This is a genomic window from Flavisolibacter ginsengisoli DSM 18119, from assembly GCF_900129295.1.
Lineage (GTDB): Bacteria > Bacteroidota > Bacteroidia > Chitinophagales > Chitinophagaceae > Flavisolibacter > Flavisolibacter ginsengisoli.
On record NZ_FQUU01000021.1, the window covers coordinates 13,969 to 39,303 of the forward strand.

Annotated in this window: 16 protein-coding genes; 8 read left to right on the forward strand and 8 right to left on the reverse strand. The window is 40.8% G+C overall.

Annotated elements, in window-relative coordinates:
* Positions 1-26: 26 nt before the first annotated feature.
* On the forward strand, positions 27-839 hold the full coding sequence (locus BUA53_RS18160) for an alpha/beta hydrolase (protein ID WP_072836819.1): 813 nt from the start codon (positions 27-29) through the stop codon (positions 837-839).
* A gap of 60 nt (positions 840-899) precedes the next feature.
* Here BUA53_RS18160 and BUA53_RS18165 read toward each other — a convergent pair whose 3' ends face one another.
* Positions 900-4,169 carry a TonB-dependent receptor gene (locus BUA53_RS18165; RefSeq protein WP_072836820.1) on the reverse strand — a complete coding sequence of 1,090 codons (3,270 nt, stop codon included), beginning with the start codon at positions 4,167-4,169 and terminating at the stop codon, positions 900-902.
* Positions 4,170-4,347: 178 nt separating this feature from the next.
* Here BUA53_RS18165 and BUA53_RS18170 point away from each other — a divergent pair, with 178 nt between their 5' ends.
* Positions 4,348-5,544 carry a bifunctional 3,4-dihydroxy-2-butanone-4-phosphate synthase/GTP cyclohydrolase II gene (locus BUA53_RS18170; RefSeq protein ID WP_072836821.1) on the forward strand — a complete coding sequence of 399 codons (1,197 nt, stop codon included), beginning with the start codon at positions 4,348-4,350 and terminating at the stop codon, positions 5,542-5,544.
* Between the two features lie 71 nt (positions 5,545-5,615).
* Here BUA53_RS18170 and BUA53_RS18175 read toward each other — a convergent pair whose 3' ends face one another.
* Positions 5,616-10,328 (reverse strand): translocation/assembly module TamB domain-containing protein, encoded by a 4,713-nt coding sequence (locus BUA53_RS18175; RefSeq protein ID WP_072836822.1) that lies wholly within the window; start codon positions 10,326-10,328, stop codon positions 5,616-5,618.
* 328 nt (positions 10,329-10,656) lie between these two features.
* Here BUA53_RS18175 and mdh point away from each other — a divergent pair, with 328 nt between their 5' ends.
* Positions 10,657-11,586 (forward strand): malate dehydrogenase, encoded by a 930-nt coding sequence (gene mdh / locus BUA53_RS18180; protein WP_072836823.1) that lies wholly within the window; start codon positions 10,657-10,659, stop codon positions 11,584-11,586.
* 104 nt (positions 11,587-11,690) lie between these two features.
* Here mdh and BUA53_RS18185 read toward each other — a convergent pair whose 3' ends face one another.
* On the reverse strand, positions 11,691-14,288 hold the full coding sequence (locus BUA53_RS18185) for a S8 family serine peptidase (RefSeq protein WP_072836824.1): 2,598 nt from the start codon (positions 14,286-14,288) through the stop codon (positions 11,691-11,693).
* A 185-nt stretch (positions 14,289-14,473) separates the two neighbouring features.
* Between BUA53_RS18185 and BUA53_RS18190 the strand changes: the two genes are divergently transcribed.
* Positions 14,474-15,292: a M57 family metalloprotease gene (locus BUA53_RS18190; RefSeq protein ID WP_072836825.1), complete on the forward strand. Its 819-nt coding sequence runs from the start codon at positions 14,474-14,476 to the stop codon at positions 15,290-15,292.
* 43 nt (positions 15,293-15,335) lie between these two features.
* Positions 15,336-16,157, forward strand: coding sequence for a M57 family metalloprotease (locus tag BUA53_RS18195; protein ID WP_072836826.1), 822 nt, complete (start codon positions 15,336-15,338; stop codon positions 16,155-16,157).
* A 70-nt stretch (positions 16,158-16,227) separates the two neighbouring features.
* Here the strand turns inward: BUA53_RS18195 and BUA53_RS18200 are convergent, their stop codons facing one another.
* Positions 16,228-17,178, reverse strand: a complete 951-nt coding sequence (locus tag BUA53_RS18200) for a class I SAM-dependent methyltransferase (protein WP_072836827.1) — start codon at positions 17,176-17,178, stop codon at positions 16,228-16,230.
* 55 nt (positions 17,179-17,233) lie between these two features.
* Between BUA53_RS18200 and BUA53_RS18205 the strand changes: the two genes are divergently transcribed.
* Both BUA53_RS18205 and BUA53_RS18210 read left to right on the forward strand, forming a co-directional pair.
* Positions 17,234-18,610, forward strand: a complete 1,377-nt coding sequence (locus tag BUA53_RS18205) for an exonuclease domain-containing protein (protein ID WP_072836828.1) — start codon at positions 17,234-17,236, stop codon at positions 18,608-18,610.
* Positions 18,611-18,751: 141 nt separating this feature from the next.
* Positions 18,752-19,621 (forward strand): M57 family metalloprotease, encoded by an 870-nt coding sequence (locus BUA53_RS18210; protein ID WP_072836829.1) that lies wholly within the window; start codon positions 18,752-18,754, stop codon positions 19,619-19,621.
* Positions 19,622-19,667: 46 nt separating this feature from the next.
* Here BUA53_RS18210 and BUA53_RS18215 read toward each other — a convergent pair whose 3' ends face one another.
* Positions 19,668-20,102: an acyl-CoA thioesterase gene (locus BUA53_RS18215; RefSeq protein ID WP_072836830.1), complete on the reverse strand. Its 435-nt coding sequence runs from the start codon at positions 20,100-20,102 to the stop codon at positions 19,668-19,670.
* 3 nt (positions 20,103-20,105) lie between these two features.
* On the reverse strand, positions 20,106-21,299 hold the full coding sequence (locus tag BUA53_RS18220) for an MDR family MFS transporter (protein WP_072836831.1): 1,194 nt from the start codon (positions 21,297-21,299) through the stop codon (positions 20,106-20,108).
* Positions 21,300-21,370: 71 nt separating this feature from the next.
* Here BUA53_RS18220 and BUA53_RS18225 point away from each other — a divergent pair, with 71 nt between their 5' ends.
* On the forward strand, positions 21,371-22,069 hold the full coding sequence (locus BUA53_RS18225; RefSeq protein WP_072836832.1) for a BamJ family beta-barrel-assembly machinery protein: 699 nt from the start codon (positions 21,371-21,373) through the stop codon (positions 22,067-22,069).
* 244 nt (positions 22,070-22,313) lie between these two features.
* Here the strand turns inward: BUA53_RS18225 and BUA53_RS18230 are convergent, their stop codons facing one another.
* Positions 22,314-23,810 carry a T9SS type A sorting domain-containing protein gene (locus BUA53_RS18230; protein WP_072836833.1) on the reverse strand — a complete coding sequence of 499 codons (1,497 nt, stop codon included), beginning with the start codon at positions 23,808-23,810 and terminating at the stop codon, positions 22,314-22,316.
* Between the two features lie 309 nt (positions 23,811-24,119).
* On the reverse strand, positions 24,120-25,301 hold the full coding sequence (locus BUA53_RS18235; protein ID WP_072836834.1) for a T9SS type A sorting domain-containing protein: 1,182 nt from the start codon (positions 25,299-25,301) through the stop codon (positions 24,120-24,122).
* Between the last annotated feature and the right edge of the window lie 34 nt (positions 25,302-25,335).

Sequence of the window (25,335 nt, forward strand, 5' to 3'; positions counted from 1 at the left end):
TTTTGTAAAACGCTATTTTTGAACGGATGCTAACAGAGGAATTATCTAATATATTGATTGAGCAACGTGCTATAGGTTCACAATACCTGAAACGTTATGTAATAATAGACCTTTACCTGCCTAAAAATATTTCCAATCCTGCCGAAATGAGCCTGCTGCTTATTAATGATGGCCAGGACCTGGAAGAAATGAAGTTCGCAGCTTTATATAACAGCCTTCTTGAATCAGACCAGGTGCAGCCCTTATTTTGTGTAGGCATCCACGCAGGGAAGCACCGTAAAATGGAATATGGTACTGCTGATATTCCTGACTTTGAAGGGAGGGGGGCAACCGCAAATGCCTACCAGCAATTTATCCTGGAGGAGCTAATCCCATTTATTCATATGGAATACGCCATTGAAAGTTTCAGGCAAAAAGGTTTTTGCGGTTTTTCGCTTGGGGGACTTTCCGCTATTGACATAGTATGGCACCATCCAGATGTATTTTCTGTTGCCGGTATATTTTCAGGTTCTTTATGGTGGCGCTCTACTGCTCTTGATGATAATTATAATGATGATACTGACCGTATCATGCATTTTAAGATCAGGGAGGGAGAATATTATCCCGGGCTGCGTTTTTATTTTACAACAGGTTCGCAGGACGAAACTGCCGACAGGAATAATAACGGTATAATAGATTCAATAGATGATACACTGGCTTTGATAGATGAATTACAAAAACATGGATACAATACGGAATATGATATCCGGTATCTTAACTATGAAGATGGTAAACATGATGTAGCTACCTGGGGAAAAGCAATGCCTGCATTCCTGTTATGGGGATGGAGTAAGGTGTAAACTAAAAAAAATAAAGTCCTGTTTTTCAACAGGACTTTATTTTTTATGAAGGCTTTATTATTAGAAGTTGACCCTCAAACCAATTTGGCTTATCCATCTTGCACTTAATCCAGGGATAGAGCTTGTGCTCAGACCCCATGGATCTCCTTTTTGAGGACTAAACCTGTATTGAGGAGTTAGATCAGTTGCAGATTTATAACCCGCAAACTGGATCAATGAATACTGGTCGAAATTTAAGAAGTATGTTCTTCCCCAATTCCTGTTCAGCATATTGGTAAAATTGGAAACATTATAACTTAATTGAACTGTATAAGTTTTGCTTCCCACTTTCAAGTTGAAATCCTGTTGCAATTGCAGATCTAAAATATGAGTGAACGGAAGCCTGTCTGCATTGCGCTCAGCAAACTGTCCCCTGTTCTTACTCAGGTATTTATTACCCTGGATATAAGATTCCAGCATTTGTTTTTGCTGATCTGCAGTATAGGTAACACCACCTGTAGTATTGTTCAGGAAGGTCATTGTCTGAACTTCTGAAGCAGTCGGGATATAAATCAGGTCTCCAAAAGCGGAAGGGCCATTATCGCCGATCATACTGTTAGAGTAGATGTAGCTGAATGGCGCACCTTGCTGGCCATTATAAACCAGGCTAACCGTGGTAGCTAGTTTATTGTTAGCGTAGCTGAACTTCTTGGAAATATATGCACTGATGCGATGTCCCAGGTCAAAGTCAGATGTGGAACGAACCACAAAGTTTCTACCATTTACTGTTTCCATAGTATTCCACTGGGAATTATTTTGGGAACTGGTAGTTTCATTGTTTACCACAGAATTTCCATATACATAATTGGCATTAAATGCCCATCCCTTACGGAAGGCCTTATCAATGCTGAAAGTAAAGTTGTAGGAATAACCTTTTTCTCCAGGATTGTTATACAACAGGTAGATACCAGTGTATGGGTTCTTGCCATTAGAACGTAATGGAATAGGTGTTGGGTTCCTGCTGAAAGAATAAACGTTTCTTGAACCTGGTCCTGCAGACTTCATGGTAGGAGGCATGATGTTCACATTCTGGTAATAGATCTCCTGCAGGTTTTTAGTATAAAGTCCTTCCACAGTGAATGTCCATCCATCTCCAAACCTTTTGTCAACGCCAAGGGATGTACGGAAGATCTGCGGAAGTTTGAAATCCTTCGAGATGATATCGATCTGTCCTTTTGCATTGTCAAGACTTATACCGAAATCTGAAGAATTGTATTGTCCATATGGATCAGGACGGAAAAAGTTTCCCGGAATGGATGCAATTTGAGTTGCGGTCGGATCAATACCACCGAGGCTGACACCATTATTATTATACACACCACCAGGCCATACCAATGGCATGCGCCCTGTGAATATGCCTAAACCACCACGTACGGTTATATTTTCATCAGGCAGGCGGTAAGTAAATCCTGCTCTTGGTGAAATTGACCAGGGTACATTACTGATCTGGCCAGAGCGGGCACCTTTAAGATCATAGTATTGAGAGATCTTTCCTAATGCTGAATCGTTCAGGAAATTGTCTGTAAGAGGATCGGTTAAGAATTTTGTCTTGTCTAAACGAATGCCAAAATTCAATGTCAACTGGTCATTTACTCTTAATTCGTCATTTACAAAGAAGGCAAGGTTCAGGTATTTGAACTTGGCTGCAGATGCAGTGGAGTTCTCATCTTTGTTGTCCAGCAAAGAGAAAGTTCTTTGGTAACGCGTAGGATCATTTCCGGCCATAAAGTCACTCAGTGAGGCATAAGTATATGTACCGAAGTTATCACGTATGAAAACGTTCTTGGCATCACTATACAGGTTGTCGGTACCAATATTGAACTGGTGTCTGCCAACTGTAAACTTGAAAGCATCATAGAACGTCCAGTTCTTTTGTGCTAAGAGGTTACCTGTAGAAAAGTTTTCCGTTCCAAATACATACCTGCCTGAACCATCGTTAACGGTGACCCTTGGAAATGGCTTTCCTATAGGGTTACGATTATCTATAACATTGGTATAGGTAACCAATGCACGGTTGGAAGAACCATTTTTCAGGTTGCTTTTCAACTCACCGGTAGCGGTATGTGAAGTGGTTGGGAATACATAACCATTATTATAAAAATTAATAGCAGTGGTGCTGCTGGCTGATGTATTATAACGTTCCCCGTCATTATACCTATAGCTTAAAGAAACCTTATTGCTTGAATTGGCATTCCAGTCAAGTTTGGCTGTAACACGGTTGGCATTCACTTTTTCGGGGTTGTCCAGGTAAGATCCTGGATCATAGCCATAGGTTGAACCCAGGAAGTTGATCAGCTTATTGATCGAGTCAACATTGCCATTACCCCTGTAAGTTGTAATGTCAAATGGTTGAGGCCTGATCTCTTTTTGAGTTTCACCTAAAAGGAAGAAGAATAACTTGTTTTTGATGATCGGACCACCGATCCTGAAACCATAAAGCTGGTTTTTGAAGTTCGCCAGTTTCGTTCTTTGCTCTTTTGGAACATCGCCCGGTGTTTTACCTGCCAGGTCCTGGTTCCTATAGTAGCCCCATGCAGATCCCTGGAAAGTGTTTGTTCCGGAACGTGTAGTGGCATTGATACCACCACCGGTAAATCCACCAATGGAAGCGTCATAAGGAGAAACCACCACCTGCATCTGGTCAATGGCATCAATAGAAATAGGATTGATATTAGCCTGGCCGCCATTTGTTCCTGAAGCCGCCAAACCGAAAACATCATTATTAATGGCACCATCTATATAAAAGGCATTGAAACGGTTGTTTTGACCAGCTATGGAAATACCAGCTCCGTCAGTTGTTACTTTGGCCTGTGGAGTATATTTCAAATAATCGTTCAGGTTGCGGTTTACTGTAGGTATGCCGCTGATTTTATCTCTTCCAATGGAAGTTTCAGTTCCCCCTCTGCCGCTGCTGGCTGCTCTCCTGGCTGCAATTACAACCTCAGTAAGATTACCTGTATTGTCTGCCAAAGCAACATTGAAGTTGGATTTTTGTCCAAGGGAAAGGTAAACATCATCTCTTTTTTCATCTGAAAACCCTACAAATGAAAAAGTAATTGTATATGGGCCTCCAGGCTGCATATTACTGATATTAAATACACCGCCGGTACGGGAAATAACACGATACACTGTTCCGGTAGGATTATGAACAGCAGTAATGGTGGCACCTACCAAAGGTTCGTTATTGGAACCCTTTACAATACCTCCGATACTACTATTAGTTTCCTGTGCAAATGTAAAATGCCCCATGGCTAGGGCACATACAAGCAGAGTCAAGATTCTCTTTAGCATATTAATTATTTGTTTTCGGGTGCAAAGAAAGGGAATTAACGAACAATAGTTATTGACAAATATTAACAATTTGTTACCCCAATAAGAGCCTCCAACCCGCTAAAATGCTGCATTTCCTTAAAATGACAAAACTCTGTTTATTAGCCCTGCATAGTTGCTACTTTTGTAAAAAAATCACATGCTGAACACGATAGAAAGCGCCATTGAAGATCTGAAAGGGGGGAAACTGGTTATTGTGGTGGATGATGAGGACAGGGAAAATGAAGGGGATTTTATCACGGCTTCCAGGAATGTAACTCCGGAAGTTATCAATTTCATGAGCAAATATGGAAGAGGGTTAATATGCGTTCCCATGCTTGAAGACCGCTGTAACGAGCTGGGACTTGAGTTAATGGTCAATAACAATACGGCCCTGCATGAAACTGCTTTTACAGTATCTGTCGATCTGCTAGGTCATGGCTGTACAACGGGTATTTCAGCCCACGACAGGGCTAAAACTGTTCAAGCTCTTATAGATCCGGCTACAAAGCCTGAAGATTTGGGCAAGCCTGGTCATATTTTTCCTTTGAGGGCAAAGAAAGGTGGTGTATTGAGAAGGGCAGGGCATACGGAGGCCACGGTTGACCTGGCAAGGCTGGCAGGATTTGAGCCATCCGGTGTATTGGTGGAGATCATGAATGATGATGGTTCCATGGCGCGTTTGCCTGAATTAATGGAAATAGCTAAAAAGTTTGACTTTAAGATCATCTCCATAAAAGACCTGATAGAATATCGCATCAAGCGGGATTCATTGATAGACGAGATAGTGCGGGTAGATATGCCCACACAATATGGCCATTTTAAACTGGTAGCCTTCCAGGAAAAGAACAGCAGTAATGAACACCTGGCATTGATCAAAGGATCCTGGCAGCCTGAAGAACCTGTAATGGTGCGTATGCACTCCTCCTGTTTTACAGGTGATATCCTTGCATCCCTGCGCTGCGATTGTGGTGAACAGCTTCACCAGGCCATGCAAATGGTGGAGGCTGAAGGCAAGGGAGCTATCATATATATGAACCAGGAAGGACGGGGCATTGGCCTGCTCAACAAACTGAAAGCTTACCGGCTGCAGGAACAAGGCATGGATACCGTGGAAGCTAATTTGCACCTGGGTTTTCAAACCGATCAGCGGGATTATGGTGTTGGTGCCCAGATTCTAAGGCACCTTGGAATTACCAAGCTTAGGTTGATATCCAATAACCCTAAAAAAAGAGTAGGGTTGATTGGTTATGGCCTGGAGATCGTAGAAAACCTGCCTATTAAAGTGGAACCGAACCCGCATAACCAGAAATACCTGCAGACAAAAAAAGATAAGATGGGGCATGAGATACTGTAATAACTGAACAAGTTAGTGAACGCCCCTGGAAATTATTGTTGTTGGGTGGAATCCTTTACCAGGTTATCATTTTAGGGCGGATTATTAGCGCTTTTTAATTTGCCCCTGCTTTTTTTCTTTTTCTTATTGGCGTTAAACACATCTCCAACCGTGTCAAATTCTTTTCCATAAGAGAGGCTGGCTCCATAGCGGCGTGTTTGCAGGTTTCCTGCCGTTGAAGTTGCAGTAAGAAAGTCTGCATTCTCCCGGTAAAAGAAAGTGGCCCTTACAGAACCTGATTTATTCAGAAGCAATTCAATTGTAACATCAGGGAACAATCGAATACTTTGCTGGAAGTCCGATTGAATAGGTACATCAAATGTACCCCCAACAGTAAAGTTCAGGCGGCCTTCAAAAAGTGATTTTCCAACGGTAACGTTTACATCTCCCTGGTTAATGCGTAGTAAGCCCCTCTGGTCAGGATTGATCAGATTCCTGTTATACAGGGAACCAGTAAAGTTCAATGTCAGTTTGTTTTGCTGCAGCACTTTACCCAGTAATTCATTGATACGGCGATTGACCTCTCCAAACAATAATCCCGAAATGGTACTAGATATGGCTTCTCCAAAAGGATTGGCATTGGCACGCTGGTCTTCAAATGGAGCAAAGCTGTTGAAAACGATCAGGTAGGTAACCTGTTTATTGAGTTCATTTGGGTTCTTTTCAATCTGTTGAATACCAAATGCAACCCCGGGATCACGGTAGATCAGGCTATTACTGGGGAACTCCAGCTTAAAATTGAAATTGGGTTGGAACAATTCTCCCGATAGGTTAGCAACTACGTTTACATCATCTCTAAATCCGGCCAGGCTCTTAGTTTGGCTACTAGATAATGAAAGAATGGTATTTGCCAGGGGCGCAAAGCTTACATTTTCGGCTGTATAAACAGCGTCAAGATTTATAGTTGCTTTATATGGATCTCCGCTCCACTCTATATAATTGTTAGCGCCTTTGCGCAATACAAATGGTTTTTTGAAAAAGGACTGAAACGTAAAAAGGTAATTCCCTTCATCGATGTTATAACGACCATTAATGGTCAATGGGTCTGTAGTACCAGAGTGAATGGTAAGAATGCCGGATCCCTTGCCTTTAATAATATCACCGGTCAGTTCATCCAATATTACTTCCATATTCACCATGGGATTGGCAGTTAGGGTAATATCATATTTCAGGTTGGAAGCAGAACCACTCAGGGCAGAAGGATTCATCTCGGTACCATATTTCTTTTCCACCATAAAGGCTGCCTGGCTGCTATGCCGTGAATTGGAAGGGGGAAGGGTAATGAATGAACTGTCAGTTTCAGAGGCTTTAACTTCTATGATCATCTGCATATCCTTCTGGGGGCCTACCAATACAAAGTTGCCTGAACCCATTGCCCTTCCATAGAATAGCTGGTTGTCATTGTAAGTAGTATTCAGCAATTCCATCTGCCTGGATTGCGTCTGCACCACCAGGTCAAAATACAGGTCACTAAAGGAATGGTGTGTAATATTTCCTTTGAGCACTGCCACATTGCCAAAACGGTCCCGTAACTTGATCCCATTCAAATCAATCTCGTTCTTTTTCAACTCTATCTCGGTATCATCAACTTTATACGTGACCTGTGTGAAGTTCACCTTGAAGCTGGCATCCTTCAGGCGGGCCTTAGCCAGGTAATCACGGTCGCTCCCCTCACCAACAATATCTACATCCCCCGTAATAAATCCCTGCAGGTCTGAAAATAGTAATCCAATAAAACGCTCGAGGTATTTTAACTGGAAGTTCCTGGGGTGAAGGGATATCCTATCCCTGAACGTATTGGCTGAATCTTTAAAATCCATTGCCAGGTCAAAATCAATATGATGGTCAGGGTCAATATTATTTCCCTTACCTGTCAGCATTCCTGTTTTGTTATTGTATAAGGCGGCTGCCTGGACCTGCCCAATAGAATCATTGTCAAATCGCAGTTCATCTGTATGAATGTTTGCCATTACATTGAACTTATTCTGCGGGTCTTCTACCACAATATCTCCATGTAATAATCCTTCCAACCTGTTATGAGGAGTGATAAAGGGAGAGATATCACCCAGGTTCAGGTTGCGCAGGCTGATGTGCAGATCATTCCAGTTTCCGATGGCTGAAGGCTGTGTACCTATCTGCACCTCCTGGTTGGATTCTTTTAATAGCAACTGTCCCTGTACAATAGTGTTCCTTCTGAAATTCAATTCACCCCCCTGTTCGATGGACCAGTTCTTTCCATTCAGTACAAATGAAGAGGGTTTAAACAGAACCGACAACCCATCACTGAAGGTTTTTATCTGTGCTGAAATATCTGCCTGGTTGATGGTCTGGTTGGCCAAGGTATTGACAGTTACTTCCGACACATCATTTTGTGCTTCGATAGTGAACCTTGTTTGGGGGAACATTAAGGTTTCACTAACCACTGCATTGTTTACCTGGCCTGTCAATGTCAGCTTTTGGAAGTTACCCGTTCCTTTCAATTGCACATCCGAGAAATTGAATTGGCGGTAAGCAAAAAAAGGAATGTCAGCATCTACATCCATTGTGTTGGCTGCTGTGTTCAAAGCTCCGGTTATATGACTGTTATTAAAGCCTGTCAGGCTTGTATCGATCAATTGTATGTAATCTTCCACAACACCTGTGGTAATATCAAATGTGAACGCCTGTGGTTTGATATTTTTTGGAGCCTTTATATAAGAGGGATAGTAACGGCTTAGGAAAACCGTGAAAGCAGCAGGGAGGCTGTTCAGATCAAAGTTGCCGGAAATGACTGCATCAAACTCATTGGAATTTAATCTGAGAGTTTTCACTCCATCGTTAAAATGGGAAGAAACAACCAGGGAATCAAAACTTAGCCTTTTACTATTATTCAATAGCGTGGCATTGGTGATCCTGGCATTTCCCAGTAAATTGGATAGGGAATTACCCTGCAGTTTCAGGTCAAATGCGCCACTAAGCTGCACATCCTGTTTGGATAGGTTTAATGCTTTTAAATTGATGTTGGTAATATTTGCCTTTGCGTCAAAAAGAGGAGTCTTACCGGACAGATCAATCAGGCCATCCAGGCTTAGATCGGCATTTGGATCCTTGATCACAAAATTCCCATTGAATTTGCGGTTGCTTAATACACCCTTTGCTATGATATTGTTATAGGTATACCCTCCGAATCCAAAGCGGCGAATATTGCCATCAACCTTCATGTCGAGGGTGTTCCAGTCAAAACCTGAACCATTAACTGTTCCATTAAAATCAACTATGCCTAGCTGGGAGCTGTTTAAAAACCGGCCCAGTTCAAATCCACTGGTAGCGATCTTTCCAGAATACACAGGATCTCCTTTGTGAGGAAATTTCATGTTCAGGTCAGTCGTCAGTGTTCCAAGCGCAGTATTGAGAGTGCCATAGGTGACGAAATTATTGATGAAACCTGTGTAGGAACCTGAAAAGCGCAGGTAGCCCAATGCACGCAGGTTAGGGGAGGTGATATTCCTTAAAGCAGGAATAAAATTAACTGCATCAGCATAGGTGGTTCTCAGGTCACTGGCCTCCACATTGATCAGTGTTTCATTAATATTAGGCAAGCCTACCAGGCTAATATTGCCATTGATATAGGTTTTATCTCCTGCCCACAATTCAAGGTCACGGCCATTCAGGGCGTCTACTGATCCTTGAACTTTTCCATTGATTCGTATAACGCGGTTCCAGTCTTTTACATCCGGTGCAAAAAAAGCGATATCATCACTGGCCAGGGATGCCTTGCTAAAATTGGCTTCCATGATCACATCATGCACAAAATTCTTCATCCCTTTTTTGAAGTTCATGGAAAAATAATTTCCAAGCACGCTCTTATTGGTTCGCAGGTCCAGGTTCTCAAAAACCATGGCTCCGGGCTCAAAGCGGGTATCTGCCTTTAATCTTCTTACAATAAGGCCGCTGCGTTCCCTTGCTGAAATGTCGACCCTTCCTCTTATAGTATCATTGGCCCAGCCTACATTTTTAAAACTCCCTGTAATGGTGCTGAAATCCATATGCTCTCCATCAAAAACACCTGGAGGCGCCAGCTTGCTTTCATTGTCAGATCTGAACCTGCCATTGGTAATGTTCACATTACTCAATAATAAAGTCCATTCAGGAGGAGAAGAACTCTTTTTACTGATAGTGTCTTTGTTGGGAGGCTTAAGCCCTTTATAGGAAAAGGTGGAAAAGTAAGGATCTACCAGGTCCAGTTTCGAAATATCGAGTGTTTTTCCTGTAAGTGAGATCTGCCTGGCATCCATGTCCAAAGACTTCACTTTGATCACCATATCATTTCCTGTCCATGCATCTTTCTGAACAAAAGAGACATTATCCAATTCCACTTTTTTCAGGTCAAATTGGATGCCTGAACTTTTTTTAGTACTGGTATCGGATGAAGCAAAATATTTTCCCAGGAAGTTGTAGTTCCAAACCGAGTCTTTCCTGTTGAAGTTCACTATAGCATTGGAAAGGCCAATGTATTGCAATTCTGCCTTATCCTTAAAAAAGAACCAGTCGGTAATAAGAACCTTAACCGTTCCGGCATACATCAGGGTGTCCTTGTTCTGGTCTTGTATGAAAACTCCCTGGAGGTCCATTTTGTCAAAAAAATGGAAACGAACATGGTTAATGCTGATATGTGTCTTTAGGTCGCGGGAAAGCTTTCGGGTAACCTGCCGGGTAAGCCAGTTTTGTCCCCAATCAGTTTGCAACAGGCCAATGACAAGGACCATCACTAATAAAATAGCGAGCAGGACCCGGCTGAATATTTTGGCAAACTTTCTCAGGGAAGAATTTTTAATAAGTGTAAAAGTAGCTAATCAGTAAGTTAAGACCAATTTGAACGCTTTTGGTTGTACCAAATAAATGTGAAATGATGATGAATGGCACTAATGAATATTTATTTATGACCTGTATCAGCAAATTTTTATGGACAGTAAATGAACTTCGTCCGTGCGCGGATGAAACCGGCTGACTGCCTTTTAACTTATATATGAATAATTCAATCGGCCTATCTTCGCAGCGCAAATAATTTTTCTCACACATAAATTTAAATCATCAATGAAAGTTACAGTTGTAGGCGCTGGAGCTGTTGGAGCTACCACGGCCGATAACATTGCCCGTAGAGAACTGTGTGAAGAGCTGGTGTTACTGGATATTAAGGAAGGTCTTGCCGAAGGAAAAGCTCTTGATATGACACAAACTGCTGCCTTGCTTGGTTTTGATACCAAGATCACCGGCAGCACCAGCGACTACTCAAAAACAAAAGGTTCTGATGTAGTTGTTATCACATCTGGCCTTCCACGCAAGCCAGGCATGACCCGTGAAGAGTTGATCGGTACCAATGCCAATATTGTAAAAGGTGTAACACAAAATATCTTACAATACTCACCAGATGCTATCATCGTTGTTATCAGCAATCCAATGGATACGATGACCTACCTGACCTTACAGTCTAGTGGTGTTGCTAAAAACAAGATCATAGGTATGGGTGGCATATTGGATAGTGCACGTTTTAAGTGTTATTTAAGCATGGCCCTGAATTGTTCTCCCAATGACCTGAATGCTATTGTAATCGGCGGTCATGGAGATACAACCATGATCCCACTGATCCGCTATGCTACCTGGAATAGCGTACCTGTAACTGAGTTTTTAAGTGCAGAGCAACAACAAAAAATAGTTGCAGATACCATGGTTGGTGGTGCTACACTTACCAAGCTGATCGGTACTTCTGCCTGGTATGCTCCAGGAGCTGCAGGTGCTGCATTGGTGGAAAGCATTGTAAGGGATGAGAAAAAGTTATTCTCCTGCTGCGTATCACTGGATGGTGAATATGGGCAAAAAGATATCTGTCTGGGTGTGCCTGTTGTTTTAGGCAAGAATGGATGGGAGAAGATCGTGGATTATAAATTGAATGGCGATGAGCAGGCTGCTTTTAATAAGAGCGCCGACGCTGTACGCAATATGAATGATGTATTGAAGATGCTTTAAATACCAATTCACAACCATTGGACCGTCACCAAAGAAATTTGGTGACGGTCTTTTTTTGCCCTGGCTGACATACAATTTTGTAACTGATTTCTCACGTTATTTTTTTAATAAACGATAAGCTTTTGATGATAGACCTTATTGTCTTCTGAAATGATCCTGATGATATACATACCTGCTTTTAATTGCAAAGCAGGAAGGGGTTCGATCATATTTTCCACCCACACTTCTTTGATCATTCGTCCATTCATGTCATATACCATTACGGTGTACTTGCCGGGTTCACCTGTTACCATCTTTATGGGCTGCATGGCCCTTGCAGGATTAGGGTAGATCAACACAGGATTCCCGGGCAGGTAATACACATTATCTACCGGACTTGTGATGGATTGCCCATTCGCCAGTTGAATGACCACCTGGTAGAAATTAGCTCCCTGGATCAGCAGGCTGTCTGTAAAATTCATTGTTAATGAAGTGGGAGCAGTAATTGTATGGATAGTCTGGAAGCCTGTGGGGGTTTTTTGCTGAAATAAAATGGCAGTGACATTATACAATGAACCCACTTCGACTGACAGGTATGCATGGCTGTTGTCAACCAGGTAAGTGTAAAAGGTGCGCAGGTAGCAATCCACACCTTGTGTGGTATAATTAAGCGTATAGCTGCGCAAGCCTCTTTTATTTCCCACAACAGGAGCCACGGCATAAAAAAGTGAAGGGTGAGCCGATTTATGAAATATTAACGATGTATCGGTGGTGAATTGTATCGGTTCCAAATATTTGTTTCCTAATGTATATACTTCATATTGCGAAACCGGAAGTTTATTCCAGGATAATAAAAAGGAATCAGGGCAATTAAAACCAACCTTTAATGTCAGTGGCCTGGAGATGACAAAACTATCAGTGATGAAACTGTGGTTGGTGGAAGGCATCACGAACATTAATTGTGCCTCTGACATAGTATCAGGAGCAGTCCATTTGTAATATTGCTGGCTGGCTGGAACAGTGGCAATAGGTTGCCATGAAATGCCGTCAGTTGTGTATTCAATGGCTCCTGTTTCTGTGCTGTTGCTTTGCCACCTGATGGTAGCTACATTGCCAGCATTTATAGCTACAGACCTGGTGGGGTAGGTCCATATAAAAGAGTTAACTGAATCTGCCTGCCAGGCAATAGCAAAATCCTGGCTTGCAGTCTTGAGTGAAGTCCCGGTTACTTCTAGGTTATAAAGTCCTGGTTGTGGATCATCAATGGTAATTTGTTCCACCACGTTGAGTGTATCTCTTTTCCTGGTAGCGGGCAGCAACAATGCGTTTTTATCTGCAGCACTATTCAGCACCCATGGTTCCCATTGAATTGAGTTATCCTGGTAGGTAAGTTTCAGGTCAAGGTCATTTACAAGCGCTTTAATCGCATTGGCTTCTGCTGCAGTATCGCTCCATGCAAGTGTGAGTTTTACCTGCTTTGTATTTGCCGGAATATTGATTTGAAAAGAGCGCTTTTCTCCCTGCGCTACTTTCCCTTGCACATATGCATTTTGAGTTATGGTGCGCAGGGCATTGTATGCATTCAGGCTGCCATAGCCGGAACTGAAATCGGGACCTTTAGCGCCGATATCATCAGCACTATTTAAAAGAACGGCTTTTACCAGGGCTGCTGCAGGAAGGGAATCGTGATGTGCTAATTTATAGGCCTGTTGTATCAATGCTGCGGTACCAGATGTTAAAGCAGCTGCGCCTGAACTTCCATCTTCACCATAGGCAACGAGTTCGGGCTTTATCCTGCCATCATAGGCAGGGCCTTTTGAACTTAATGGCATTACATTGTTGAAAGAATCCGTTGATCCCACCGTGATGATGTTTTTTGCCATTTTAAAACTCCCGGTAAGATTGGCAAAGCCTTCTATGCCCCAAAAGGCACCAGTGGTGGATGCAGCATTGCCTGAGTTGCCGGCAGAAAATACATGCAATAAAGCAGGGTTTTTATTTACGCTAATGTCATAAGCCCTGGTATCTGCACCATAATAGTTTTCAATGCCAGTGCCATATGAATGATTTTGTATTGAAATATTATACAGTTTATATACTTCATCATTATCAGGTAATAAGCTGGCAAAACTGGAAGAAGTAAGGTTAGCTGCAGGTGCAGCTCCAATGGCATATAAAGAAGAATTGGCGCCACCCGCCACGATGGTAGCCATGATTGAAGCGTGCGATGTCTGGGTGGGCGCACCTACACCGCTATTAAAATAACGGCCTTTCCAATCTATATCAAGCGAATCCAATTGCTGTTCTTTTATAGAAATATTAATGTTATTTCCATTGATGGCAGGATATTGATCATGAGCCAGCAGTATTTTATTCAGCGAAAGATCAAAAGCACCTGTGGTCAGTTCTTCTTTTGGCTTTCTCAGCAAATCTGCAAATTCAACCTTGTTAACTTCAAGAAAGGTTTTTAATCGATCCGTTGGGAGACGAAGAATGATTGTTCCGGAAGAAGGATGTAAGCCAAGAATACGTCCATTGGTATTGGTTCTTTTCAACACCTCACTACTTTTAATTGTACAAATTATATCTATACTATCACCCTGATTTGCAGATAGGGCTTGCGTGAGTGAAGGTGAAAGTTTAGAGATTAAACTTTCCCTTACCTGGGCATCAGACCAGAGAGAAATAATGAGGGAAACAATAATTAATACAGGCTTTTTCATATGTGCATCACAATATTACTGCCTTGGGGGTATTAAATTGATTTATAATCGGTTAGTGTTTATACTTAGTATGATTTCTATTTTAAACTAAACTGCAACAAGGTTGCCTTAATTTATTTTAACAGTTTTTAACAATTTGTAATTTAAGCCATCGATTGCTTTTACACACACTAAACCTTGAACATATGAAAAAGATGCTCATTCCTCTTGTAGCGGTCATTGTTATTGCCTGCTCTATAGTAGCCTGTAAGAAGGAAGCCAAACAAACCTCTCAAAACGAAGAAGTTTCCCAGGATGCATTATCAAAGATCAAGGCGCTGGGTTTTGGTACATCTGATGTTAGAAAAGTAGCAGAAGGTTACCTCGTAGAAGGTGATATTGTTTTAACCAATGAAAATTTGGATAATGTACCACCAATGGGAATTTTAAGGGTGGGTGAATCAGAACAGTATAGAACTACCAATTTAGTTACAAAACTTCCCAGGACAATTACTGTTACAACTACCGGACTGACACAACCATATATTGATGGTACCATTCAAACGGTGACCAGGTATAACAACTTAAATCTCCAGATCAAGTTTCAATATATCAGTTCCGGTACTGCCGATATAACAATTGTAGGCTTTAACCAGGGACCATCAGGTGGTTACATCACTTTGGGCTCTTCCGGCTTTCCAACAAAAAGAGGAAATCCATACGGACAGGTTAAAATGAATACCAATCAGTATGCATATGGAACTAATCCAGATCCTACCTATGTAGGTTCGGTTATACAACACGAAATAGGTCATTGTATAGGTTTCCGTCACACTGATTATATGGACAGAAGCTATAGCTGCGGTGGTGCTACTTCCAATGAAGGTGCCAGTAATGTAGGAGCTGTGCATATTCCAGGAACCCCAACAGGTCCTGATGCCAATTCATGGATGCTTGCCTGCTCCAATGGAAAGGATAGAACTTTTAATGCCAATGATAAAACAGCCCTGAACTATTTATATTAATTCTAATTTTTTCTTCACAATTAAACCAATCAAAAACACACACATGAAAAAAATCGTGATGCCCTTTGCAGTAGTTTGTATTACTGCCATGACATTTGTTGCGTGTAAGAAAGACGCCAAAACATCTGCAGAAACTGATGCCGTGCCTCAATCTGTACTGGCCAAGATCCAAAGCCAGGGTTTTAGTACGGATGCCGTAAAGAAAGTGGATAATGGTTACCTGGTGGAAGGTGATATTATTTTAACGGATGAAAACCTGAACAGTAAATCCACTTCTCCAACTTTATTGATCGCACAGGAAGAACAGTACCGGACTACAAATCTTGTCACGAGATTACCACGTACAGTAACAGTTTCAGTTACGAATTTACCTACAGTTTATGTCCTGGCTACTCAGGAAGCTATAGGCCGTTACAATGCTTTGCCCAATAAGCGATTAACATTCCAGTATATATCATCTGGTACTGGAGATATAGACATTTATGGATTTAATGAAGGTCCCTCAGGAGGTTATATAACTTTAGGAAGTTCAGGATTCCCTACTGCTGCAGGAGATCCCTTTAACCAAATTAAGATGAATCAGAATCAATATGCTTATGGCAGCAATCCAGACCAACACTATGTAGCTTCAGTTATACAGCATGAAATGGGCCATTGCATTGGGTTCCGTCATACTGATTATATGAATCGTGCCTATAGCTGTGGAGGCAGAAGATCAAATGAGGGTAGTGCAGGTGTAGGTGCAATTTTGATTCCTGGAACTCCATCTACTGCTAATGCAGAATCATTTATGTTAGCCTGTTCAAATGGCGGTAACCGCACTTTTAACGCGAATGATTTGATCGCAATGGATTATTTGTATTAAAAATTCAGTAATTTACCGTTTTACAATACGCACATGGGAAAAATAAACCGTCCGTACCCCGGACGGTTTTTTATTTGGATATCCTGAAGCACTGCCTTTTTAATTTGCCGGTGAAGTCAAATGGCGTAGTCGCTTTGGTAATGTCCCTGATAGAAGATGCATTAATACTTTTTTCTTCCAGTTGAAACCTTGTAAAATTGGTACTGAAAAACAAAATGCCTCCCTGGTTTAAAATACGCATGCAATTATTGATCAGTTCCACATGGTCTCTTTGAATATCAAGGAAGTCTTCCATTCGTTTACTGTTACTGAAAGTGGGAGGGTCCATCACTACAAGGTCAAAGCTTTTTGCAGGGAGTATTTTTAAATATTGTTTCACATCTGCATGAACAATCCCGTGCTTTTCATAGCCAGGGAAATTCAATTCCATGTTTCTTTTGGTCCATTCCAGGTAGGTTTTGGAAAGATCAACAGAAACCACAGAGGATGCATTACCTGCTGCTGCGTAAACTGAAAAGGAACCTGTATAACAAAACAGGTTCAATACCTTTTTCCCTGCAGATAATTCCTGCACCATACCCCTGGTGATTCGATGGTCAAGGAAAAGCCCTGTATCCAGGTAGTCACTCAGGTTGACTATAAAATTCAGTCCTCCCTCTTTGACTACGAATTCTGTCTTCCGGGTATCTACTTTCTGGTATTGGCCTAAACGGCTTTCTTTTCTTTGCCTGAGTTTCAGAAATATATCATCTGCCGAAACCTGTACTATTGCGGATATAATGTCTTTGCATTGTTCCCACCAGTGCTCATGTTCTTCTTCTGATAGCTCGTGCCTTCTTTTATATTCAGAAACATATACATGGTCTTCGTAGATCTCGATCAGTAATGGAAATTCAGGCAGGTCGTGATCATACACCCTGTAGCAGCCGATACCCTGCCGCTTTGCCTGTTTGCTTAGGTGCCGATAAACTTTTTCCAGCCGGTTTTTAAACATTAAATATTTGCCAAAAGGTTGTTGCATTGCTAAATATTTTAGAACTTCGATGCCCTCCAATTCCCAAAAATACTCTAAGGCGATGTATGCGATAGTAGATATTGAAACAACAGGTGGTTATGCGGCGGCAAACGGCATTATTGAGATCTCTATAAAGATCTTTGATGGCGCTGTTATTACGGAGGAATTTGAAACGCTTATCAACCCGGACCAGGTCATTCCTAAATATATCCAGGCTTTTACAGGCATTACCAATGAAATGGTGCAGGATGCTCCAAGGTTTGAAGAGGTAGCGGAAAGAGTATTTACTTGCTTGCAGGGAAATATTTTTGTGGCGCATAATGTCAATTTTGATTATTCTTTCATTAAAAGCCATCTTGATTTCTATGGCTATACTTTCACAGCTAAGAAATTATGTACTGTAAGACTTGCCCGGCAGATATTTCCCGGGTTTCCATCATACAGCCTGGGAAATCTTTGTCATTCACTTGGGATTGAATTGGTGAACCGACATAGGGCCGGGGGTGATGCTTCAGCAACTGTGGTATTGTTTCAAAAATTGCTGGCTAATGACATTAAGGACCATATAAAGACAAGCCTGGGGCGCGATTCCAAAGAGCAGGTATTACCACCCAATGTGCCTAAGTCTGATTTTGATATCCTGCCAAAGACGCCCGGCGTTTATTATTTCCATGATCAGAAGGGAAAAGTAATTTATGTAGGTAAAGCCAAAAACATTCGCACAAGGGTCAACAGCCATTTTAGCAATAATTCTGATAGCAGGCAAAAGCAGAACTTTTTGCGAAACACCTATTCGATAAGTTTTCAATCTACAGCTACAGAATTGATGGCAGCCATCCTGGAATCTACAGAAATAAAAAGATTGTGGCCTGTTTTCAATACTTCTCAAAAAAGACAGGAAGAAGTGTATGGCATATTTGTTTATGAAGATCAGAATGGATATATGCGCCTTGCCATTGAAAAACGGCGTAAGAATGCAAACCCCGTGTGTACTTTCCATTTCAAGGTGGATGGTCATGGTGTGTTAAGAAAACTGATGAAAGAGTTTTCACTCTGCCCGAAATTGTGCTTTATGCAAACTTCTAATGACCAATGTGTGGGAATTGTGGAAGATCATTGTTTTGGTGCTTGCGAGAAAACTGAACCTTTTGATGCATACAATCAAAGAGTATTAAAAGCCATAGCGTCCTTGACGCAACGACCATCGTATGTGGTGCTTGATAAGGGATTATCTGACCAGGAATTATCCTGCATTATGGTGGTGCAGGGAAGCTTTTTTGGAATGGGTTATTTGCCTAAGAATATCACAGATATAAACCGGAAGGTAATAGAAGAATATATCCAGCCCTATAAAGAAAATAGTTTTATACGTAACCTTCTTAATTCCTTCTATTCCAACAACCCTGATAATGTACGATTACTAACTGACCATTCCTGATTTCATTACTCATGTGGATTTGACGCAGATCAATAAATGCAGATTACCTAAAGTTATCAACGGGTATATGGCCTGTTTTACCGGGTATTAACAATGTTTTTCCCACACGGAAAATATTTTCGCGCCTTAAACAATCATTCTATGTCAAACACCATTTTTTCACGCCTGAAGGCGACTTTAGGTATTTCACTATTTGCAGTTATTCTACTGACACAATCCTGCAAGAAGGCAGACGTTCAAAAAGATGAACCTACTGTAAGTGCGGAACGTATTGAAACACTAAGATCTTCTGTAGCTGCTTCCACAGGTGCTCCATTGAGCGCTGTGCAATACAACGCCGCAAACAAAAGCTTCATTGTAGCAAGTGATGCAATGATATCATTGGAAGATGCATTGAAACGTTTTCCTGAGACCACAGATGTTAAACCATCTTCGGCCGGTTCTGATCAACGTGTGTACACCTATACGGTTTCCCGCACCAATGCTTCAAATATTGCATTCTATGTGGATGGAACTGTTCCTTCAGCCTGGATATCAGCACTGGACCAGGCCATCGCTAACTGGAACAGTACCAACAGCCTTGTATTTATGAAGCGTGAGACCTCAGGAACTACCACAACCGCAACTGGTGGAAATGGTAAAGGCAAGAAGGGAGGTACCACTACGACTACTACCACAACCCCTACCTATAATGTGCTGGTAACAACAACCTATGATGCCAACACCAGCATGATTGCGCAGGCCTATTATCCTGAGTATACCGGCACGGCAGGTAAGCAGGTAACTATCAATACATATTATAATTCATTAAGTACAGCTCAAAAGATCTTTGCTATGACACACGAGTTGGGTCATACAATTGGATTGACACATACTGACCAGACTTATGGTAACCTCATACCGGGTACACCTGAAGTGGATGCCAATTCAGTAATGAATTCTTTTGTATTGTCATGGGTAGGATTTACACCCTATGACATCACAGCAGTGACCACAGTTTATCCTAAATAATTATCCCTTGAAAAATCAAAAGCTACCTGGCGCCAGGTAGCTTTTTTTATATCCATTCAAATGTTTCGGCTACGGGCATTTTACTGAATACTTCAGTGACCTGTACGGGTGGAGACATTAACTTACGTTCTGAAACATTCATCCATGCTCCATCTACAGTGAGTACGGCGCAAAGAGTCTCACCGTTTTTTAAAACCTGGTGCTGAATGCTCCACCTGGAATAGTCTTTACGTGATCGAATCAACTTAAGATTCATAGTAACAACATCACCCAGCTTGATCTCTTTTCTGAAAATGCATTCTTCTCTGAATAGAATAGGACCAAATTGCAGTTGTTGCATCACTTCGGCTGTAAGCCCATATTCATTCAAAAATTCCACCCTGCAGAAAGCTCCCCAATCATAATATACTGAATGGCGTAAATGAAAATTTGGGTCAAGGTCTGACCAGCGTATCTGAATCTCCCTGTTAAACTCGCTCATGAATTACATATTTTTTTTCAATGAATAAAATCCAATTGCAGCAAATAAACAAAGCATAAGATTGAAAATCCATAATATGCTGAATCCTGCCTTTGAAGCAATTTGTGAGGCGATAGTAGGTGCAAGAACCATGGCAAACGAAAATGTCATGGTATATAAGGCTGCATATTGGCCCCTGGTACGGGCACTGCTGCGATTGACCCAAAAGTTATTCATAAAAGGAAAGAGCAACATCTCTCCAAATGTGACTATGATCATACCAGTCAATGTTATGGAAATAGCATAGGAAATATTAAGAAGGACGAAAGACACACCAATCAGTATGGCACCCAAGGTCATGTATAAAACTGCATTGCGCCTGTTTTCCAATTTATAAACCAACACCATTTCTACAAGTGCTATAATTAAGCCATTCATGGCCAGGATCCATCCTATCTGTGCTTCATTTAAATGTAATTGCTCTTTATAATACACAGGGAGAATACTGAAAAGCTGGAAAAAGCAGATCCCTACAAGAAAAATGCAGAACATTCCTTTAAGGAATATCTTATCCTTATAAGCGCTATTAACAGGAGTGTTATCATGAGAATGATCTTTATGTGAATGACTATTTCTTATAGGAAGAAATACGAAGTATAAAAGAATTGAAGCGAGTATACAGGTTATACCATCGGCCCAGAATAGAAGAGAATAGTTGATAGAAGCCAGTATGCCTCCAATTGCAGGTCCAACAGCCCAACCAAGGTTGATGGCAAGCCTGTTGAGGGAGTAACACCTGGTGCGGTTAGATTCATTGCTGTAGGCTGCAATGGCGGCAGAATTAGCAGGTCTGAAAGCCTCTCCTATACTAGCCATGATAAAAATGAAAATGGCAAACTGGACCAATGTCTTCATTTGACCCAACCCGATGAAAAGAACACCATTCAAAAACAGGCTTGTTACCTGTACATAAAAATGGCCAAACCTGTCGGTCAGAATACCACCCAGGTAGCCACCCAGTATAGCTCCTGATCCAAAGGCTGCCATAACATAACCTGCCTGGGCCAGGGTAAAGCCATTATGGGTTAAATAAACCGTTAAAAAAGGAATGACCATAGTGCCACTCCTGTTAATGAAGATGACCAGGGCAAGCCACCACATTGGCTTTGATAATCCACTGTAAGCATTCCTGTATAATTGTATGGAGGCCTGGAGCATTTGCTAAATTAATTTATCATTTACATCCATTGACTTCCATTCCTTTATTTTTGTCGCTTAACAACAGAAACATGAAAAAATATTTCGTTGCTGCTTTTGCCCTGGGCACCCTGGCTGTACATGCGCAAAAGACAACCCCTAAAAAGACTACTCCAGTAAAAACGACTAAATCAACTGCGGTTTTAAAGAGCCTGAATGATTCTGTCAGCTACGCAATAGGAATGAGTGTTGCGAATTTTTATTCTCAACAAGGTATCAAGAACCTTAATACAACGCTGGTGTCAAAAGCAATCAATGATGTATTTGGAAAGAAGAATTCTTTGCTAACAGAAGAAGAAGCACAATTAGCTGTGATGCGGTTTCTAAATCCCAATGTTTTCAAGACAATTGAAGCTGGTGAAAAATTCCTTGCACAGAATAAAAGCAAGCCAGGTGTGAAAACAACAGCCTCGGGTTTGCAATATGAAGTAATAAAGGAGGGTAATGGGAAAAAACCAGTAGCTACTGATACAGTCGAAGTGAATTATGCCGGTACACTGATCGATGGAACAGAATTCGATAACTCTTATAAAAGAGGATCATCTATTTCATTCCCGTTAAATGGTGTGATCAGGGGATGGACGGAGGCATTACAATTAATGCCGGTAGGATCAAAATATAAACTGTACATACCCTATAAACTAGCTTATGGTATGAATGATATGGGCCATATTCCCGGTGGATCAGTTTTAATCTTTGAAGTGGAATTGCTCAATATAAAAGGTAAATAACCAGACGCATTTATAAAAAGTAAGGGATGATCTTTAGATCATCCCTTTTTTTTGAGCTAACCGACCTTAAACTATCGCTTCTTTATAATTAATTCTATTTATTCTCCGGACAAAAGGCACGGGCAGTTATAATAAACAATAATAGGGTAGGATGGTGTAAAAATTAGGCTATTGTAAGAAATGGAATGAGTGGAAGTATTACCATCAAAGGTTAAAACACTTTGATGGTAATAACCAGTTTTATTTATTGAACAATGAATTTATCAACTGTGCTTTCTCCGCTAACTTTATCCATTACTCTTGCCATGTATTGACCGCGGGGTAAACCGGAAACCTGCTGGTTGCCTCTCACTGCAGTGAATTGTTTTACAATCCGGCCGGCATTATCAATGATGTGTATATCGTAAGATGAAGTAGCATCAGCGAGGATGATAGATACATTGCCATTGGAGGCGGCAGGATTGGGGTATACCAATGCATTTCCTGCCTGGTTAAGATTGCTCAATGACCTTACATCACTGTATTTGGATCTGCCATCTATGTCAACCTGCTGGATCCTGTATTGTACCACACCTTTGAAATTGAACACATCATTCACTGAATAATTCAGATCACTGCTGCTGTTGCCATTTTCAGCTTTTGAGGCAACGAACATTACGTTTGTCCATTGACCATTATAGAACCGCTGAATATAGAATCCTTTATTGTTGATCTCAGTTGACGTTGTCCATTTCAAAGTATTGGCAGCATTAGCCCTGGATGCTGTGAATGATTTGAAGCTGACAGGGAGGATGCTCGAACAAACATTTTTATTAATACTTGCAATGCTGTATGGTGTACCATTAGCAGGTGTATATGTTGCTACGATCCAATAATGAGTTGAAGCCTCTGCTGGATTATTATAGCCAGTAAAATTAGTTGCGTTAAGTGCATTGAAAGGAGTGCTGGATGAAATTGAAATACTTTGTGGCCCACCTATTGTAACTGGAATATCTAAAGTTGGGTCATAAACTGGTTGCCCTGACGAAGTAAAAGTGTTATCATCCTTGCGGATTTCATATGTTACGCTAATAGCATTGGCTGTATCTGTTAAAATATCAAAAGATAAGGCGCTTGTTTGGGAAGAATTAGGACATCTTTTAAGAGGACCATTAATAGATAACCTGGGGTCACCTATATTTAAACTTCTTCCAGGGAACGAACAGGATGTTTTAGTATTAGATCCAAGAGAACTGGCTTGCGTAGACCAAACATCTGCTTTTATTTGAGGAACTGTGCAAGTGGGAAGATCTAAAGTTACTTTAGTAAATGAATAAGTAAATGTTGTATTGGCACCACTACCTGAACTGGTAACAGATGGTACATTTGCTGTAGCCATTTTAACAGGTGGAGTAGGGTCAAAAGGGTAGCTGGTAATAATCTGGGGAGGCGAAGTGGAATTATTCACACCAAGCGTGCCTATTGTATTTGATAAAAAAGTTGCTGAAGGTGCAGATCCATTGGAATAATTCCAGGGTGTAGCAGGGTAACTATTTACATCCCAAAAATGGACCCAAATGCCCTTGTTTCCATTATTCAGTTGTGCCACAATAACCATATCAAATACGGCCTGGCAACTTCCATTTGGCTTCGTAACTTTTTGAAAATTAGATGTAGTAATGTTGATAATTGTACACTGTGCATTTGATTTGTTCAGGAATGCGCAGGCAATTAATAAAAAGGAGAGTAAATACCTTTTCATAATCATTAGGGTTTAAGATTAAAAATAGCTTAATAGCGGTGCTCAATGCGATTGCGATTGGCAGTTCCAGGAAATGGAGTTGGCGATTATGAATAGGATGGGAGGATCATAAGCAGTTGCCTGCAATGGTTAGTTAAGCTTTGGATATAGTGGTATTTTCCCGAGGATTCTCAGATTAAAGGCTTTGCATTAAATTGTTGAGGACTTGGGTACGGCTTTTCGAGGGATGGAAGGGATTGTGCTTGTGAGTGTAAAAATAGAAACAATATTGAAAAAGTCAAATCTTATTAGAAATTTTTTTATTTGTCCCTATTGTACAATGAGTTTTTCACTTGTTAATGTCCCCGTTTGATGATCAATTACTCTTACAATATAATTGCCTCGTTTCAGGTCATTGATCTGTTGCGTGTTATTATTTACAGACAACCATTGTTGTACTAATTGACCATTAAGATCTATCACTTGTATGTCTCTAAGTGAATTGAGCTTTCCCAGGGAAACCGTTACCCTTCCATCCACAGAAGGATTTGGATAAAGGACCACTTCTTTATTTTCAAATAAATCAATTCTACGTGGCGCACTATAAAATGATCGCCCATTGATGTCAATTTGTTTTAACCTATATTCTGCATTATCACCTAAGAAACTTTTGTCACCATATAAATAATTGAGCACCTGGTCATTATTTCCTGATGGCGCCATCGAAGCAACAAATGCGATTGTAGTCCATGGTTTATTTTCTATTCTTCTTTCTATTTCAAAACCACGAAGGTTTTGTTCTTTTGATGTTTGCCAGGCTATCTGCACAGTAGCTGTATTCTTGTGTATTTGAAATTCTCTGAAATATCCATATTCATTTCTTTCATACGGCGACCTGTTAAAAATATTTGGATAGGTTGATTGAAGTGTATTGAAACGAACGTTGACCTGGTTGCCACAGGAATTGGTAAAATTTAATGTTGGGATGTTCCGTAAATGCGAAGGAATATTCTTATTTCCATCGAGCGAAAAGGATGCATCCACCAAAGTATTACTATACATTAATAAAACCAGGTGATCTATTGAATTATTCTCCTGGTTATTCACAGTTTGTAGGTTGGTATAAGCGGAGTTATAATTATTTACATAGGCATCTTCATTTACATTTAGGAAATAGTTACTGACCCTGCCACTGGATTGTAACCCCTGGTAACTATAATTATATAGATTTATTCCTTTTCCATTTGAAGTAGGTTGCCCTGAAATAGTCAAAACAGCATTGGGTGCAATTGATTCATCAGGTAGATTAATTACTGAGAAACCCTTTTCCAATGGGTTATTAAAATAGCTTACTATACTATAACACCCTAACGACAACGGTATAGTATTGTTATTGGTTAATTCAAAATATGCGTTACCATTCTGAGGAGTAAAAGCCTTTGTTAGTATTAATTGTGCATAAAGGAATTGGGAGCCAAATGTGATCGCTAAAAGAAATAAAATCTTTTTCATAATCTACTGTTTTATACGCACTGTTTCCAAAAAT

What these genes read in the sequence shown, in the direction of transcription:
- BUA53_RS18170 (WP_072836821.1), top strand. Translation starts at nt 4,348, where the DNA reads ATGCTGAACACGATAGAAAGCGCCATTGAAGATCTGAAAGGGGGGAAA.
- BUA53_RS18175 (WP_072836822.1), bottom strand. Translation starts at nt 10,328, where the DNA reads ATGGTCCTTGTCATTGGCCTGTTGCAAACTGATTGGGGACAAAACTGG.
- BUA53_RS18225 (WP_072836832.1), top strand. Translation starts at nt 21,371, where the DNA reads ATGAAAAAATATTTCGTTGCTGCTTTTGCCCTGGGCACCCTGGCTGTA.
- BUA53_RS18210 (WP_072836829.1), top strand. Translation starts at nt 18,752, where the DNA reads ATGTCAAACACCATTTTTTCACGCCTGAAGGCGACTTTAGGTATTTCA.
- BUA53_RS18190 (WP_072836825.1), top strand. Translation starts at nt 14,474, where the DNA reads ATGAAAAAGATGCTCATTCCTCTTGTAGCGGTCATTGTTATTGCCTGC.
- BUA53_RS18235 (WP_072836834.1), bottom strand. Translation starts at nt 25,301, where the DNA reads ATGAAAAAGATTTTATTTCTTTTAGCGATCACATTTGGCTCCCAATTC.
- BUA53_RS18220 (WP_072836831.1), bottom strand. Translation starts at nt 21,299, where the DNA reads ATGCTCCAGGCCTCCATACAATTATACAGGAATGCTTACAGTGGATTA.
- BUA53_RS18195 (WP_072836826.1), top strand. Translation starts at nt 15,336, where the DNA reads ATGAAAAAAATCGTGATGCCCTTTGCAGTAGTTTGTATTACTGCCATG.
- BUA53_RS18200 (WP_072836827.1), bottom strand. Translation starts at nt 17,178, where the DNA reads ATGCAACAACCTTTTGGCAAATATTTAATGTTTAAAAACCGGCTGGAA.
- BUA53_RS18215 (WP_072836830.1), bottom strand. Translation starts at nt 20,102, where the DNA reads ATGAGCGAGTTTAACAGGGAGATTCAGATACGCTGGTCAGACCTTGAC.
- BUA53_RS18230 (WP_072836833.1), bottom strand. Translation starts at nt 23,810, where the DNA reads ATGAAAAGGTATTTACTCTCCTTTTTATTAATTGCCTGCGCATTCCTG.
- BUA53_RS18185 (WP_072836824.1), bottom strand. Translation starts at nt 14,288, where the DNA reads ATGAAAAAGCCTGTATTAATTATTGTTTCCCTCATTATTTCTCTCTGG.
- BUA53_RS18160 (WP_072836819.1), top strand. Translation starts at nt 27, where the DNA reads ATGCTAACAGAGGAATTATCTAATATATTGATTGAGCAACGTGCTATA.
- BUA53_RS18205 (WP_072836828.1), top strand. Translation starts at nt 17,234, where the DNA reads ATGTATGCGATAGTAGATATTGAAACAACAGGTGGTTATGCGGCGGCA.
- BUA53_RS18165 (WP_072836820.1), bottom strand. Translation starts at nt 4,169, where the DNA reads ATGCTAAAGAGAATCTTGACTCTGCTTGTATGTGCCCTAGCCATGGGG.
- mdh (WP_072836823.1), top strand. Translation starts at nt 10,657, where the DNA reads ATGAAAGTTACAGTTGTAGGCGCTGGAGCTGTTGGAGCTACCACGGCC.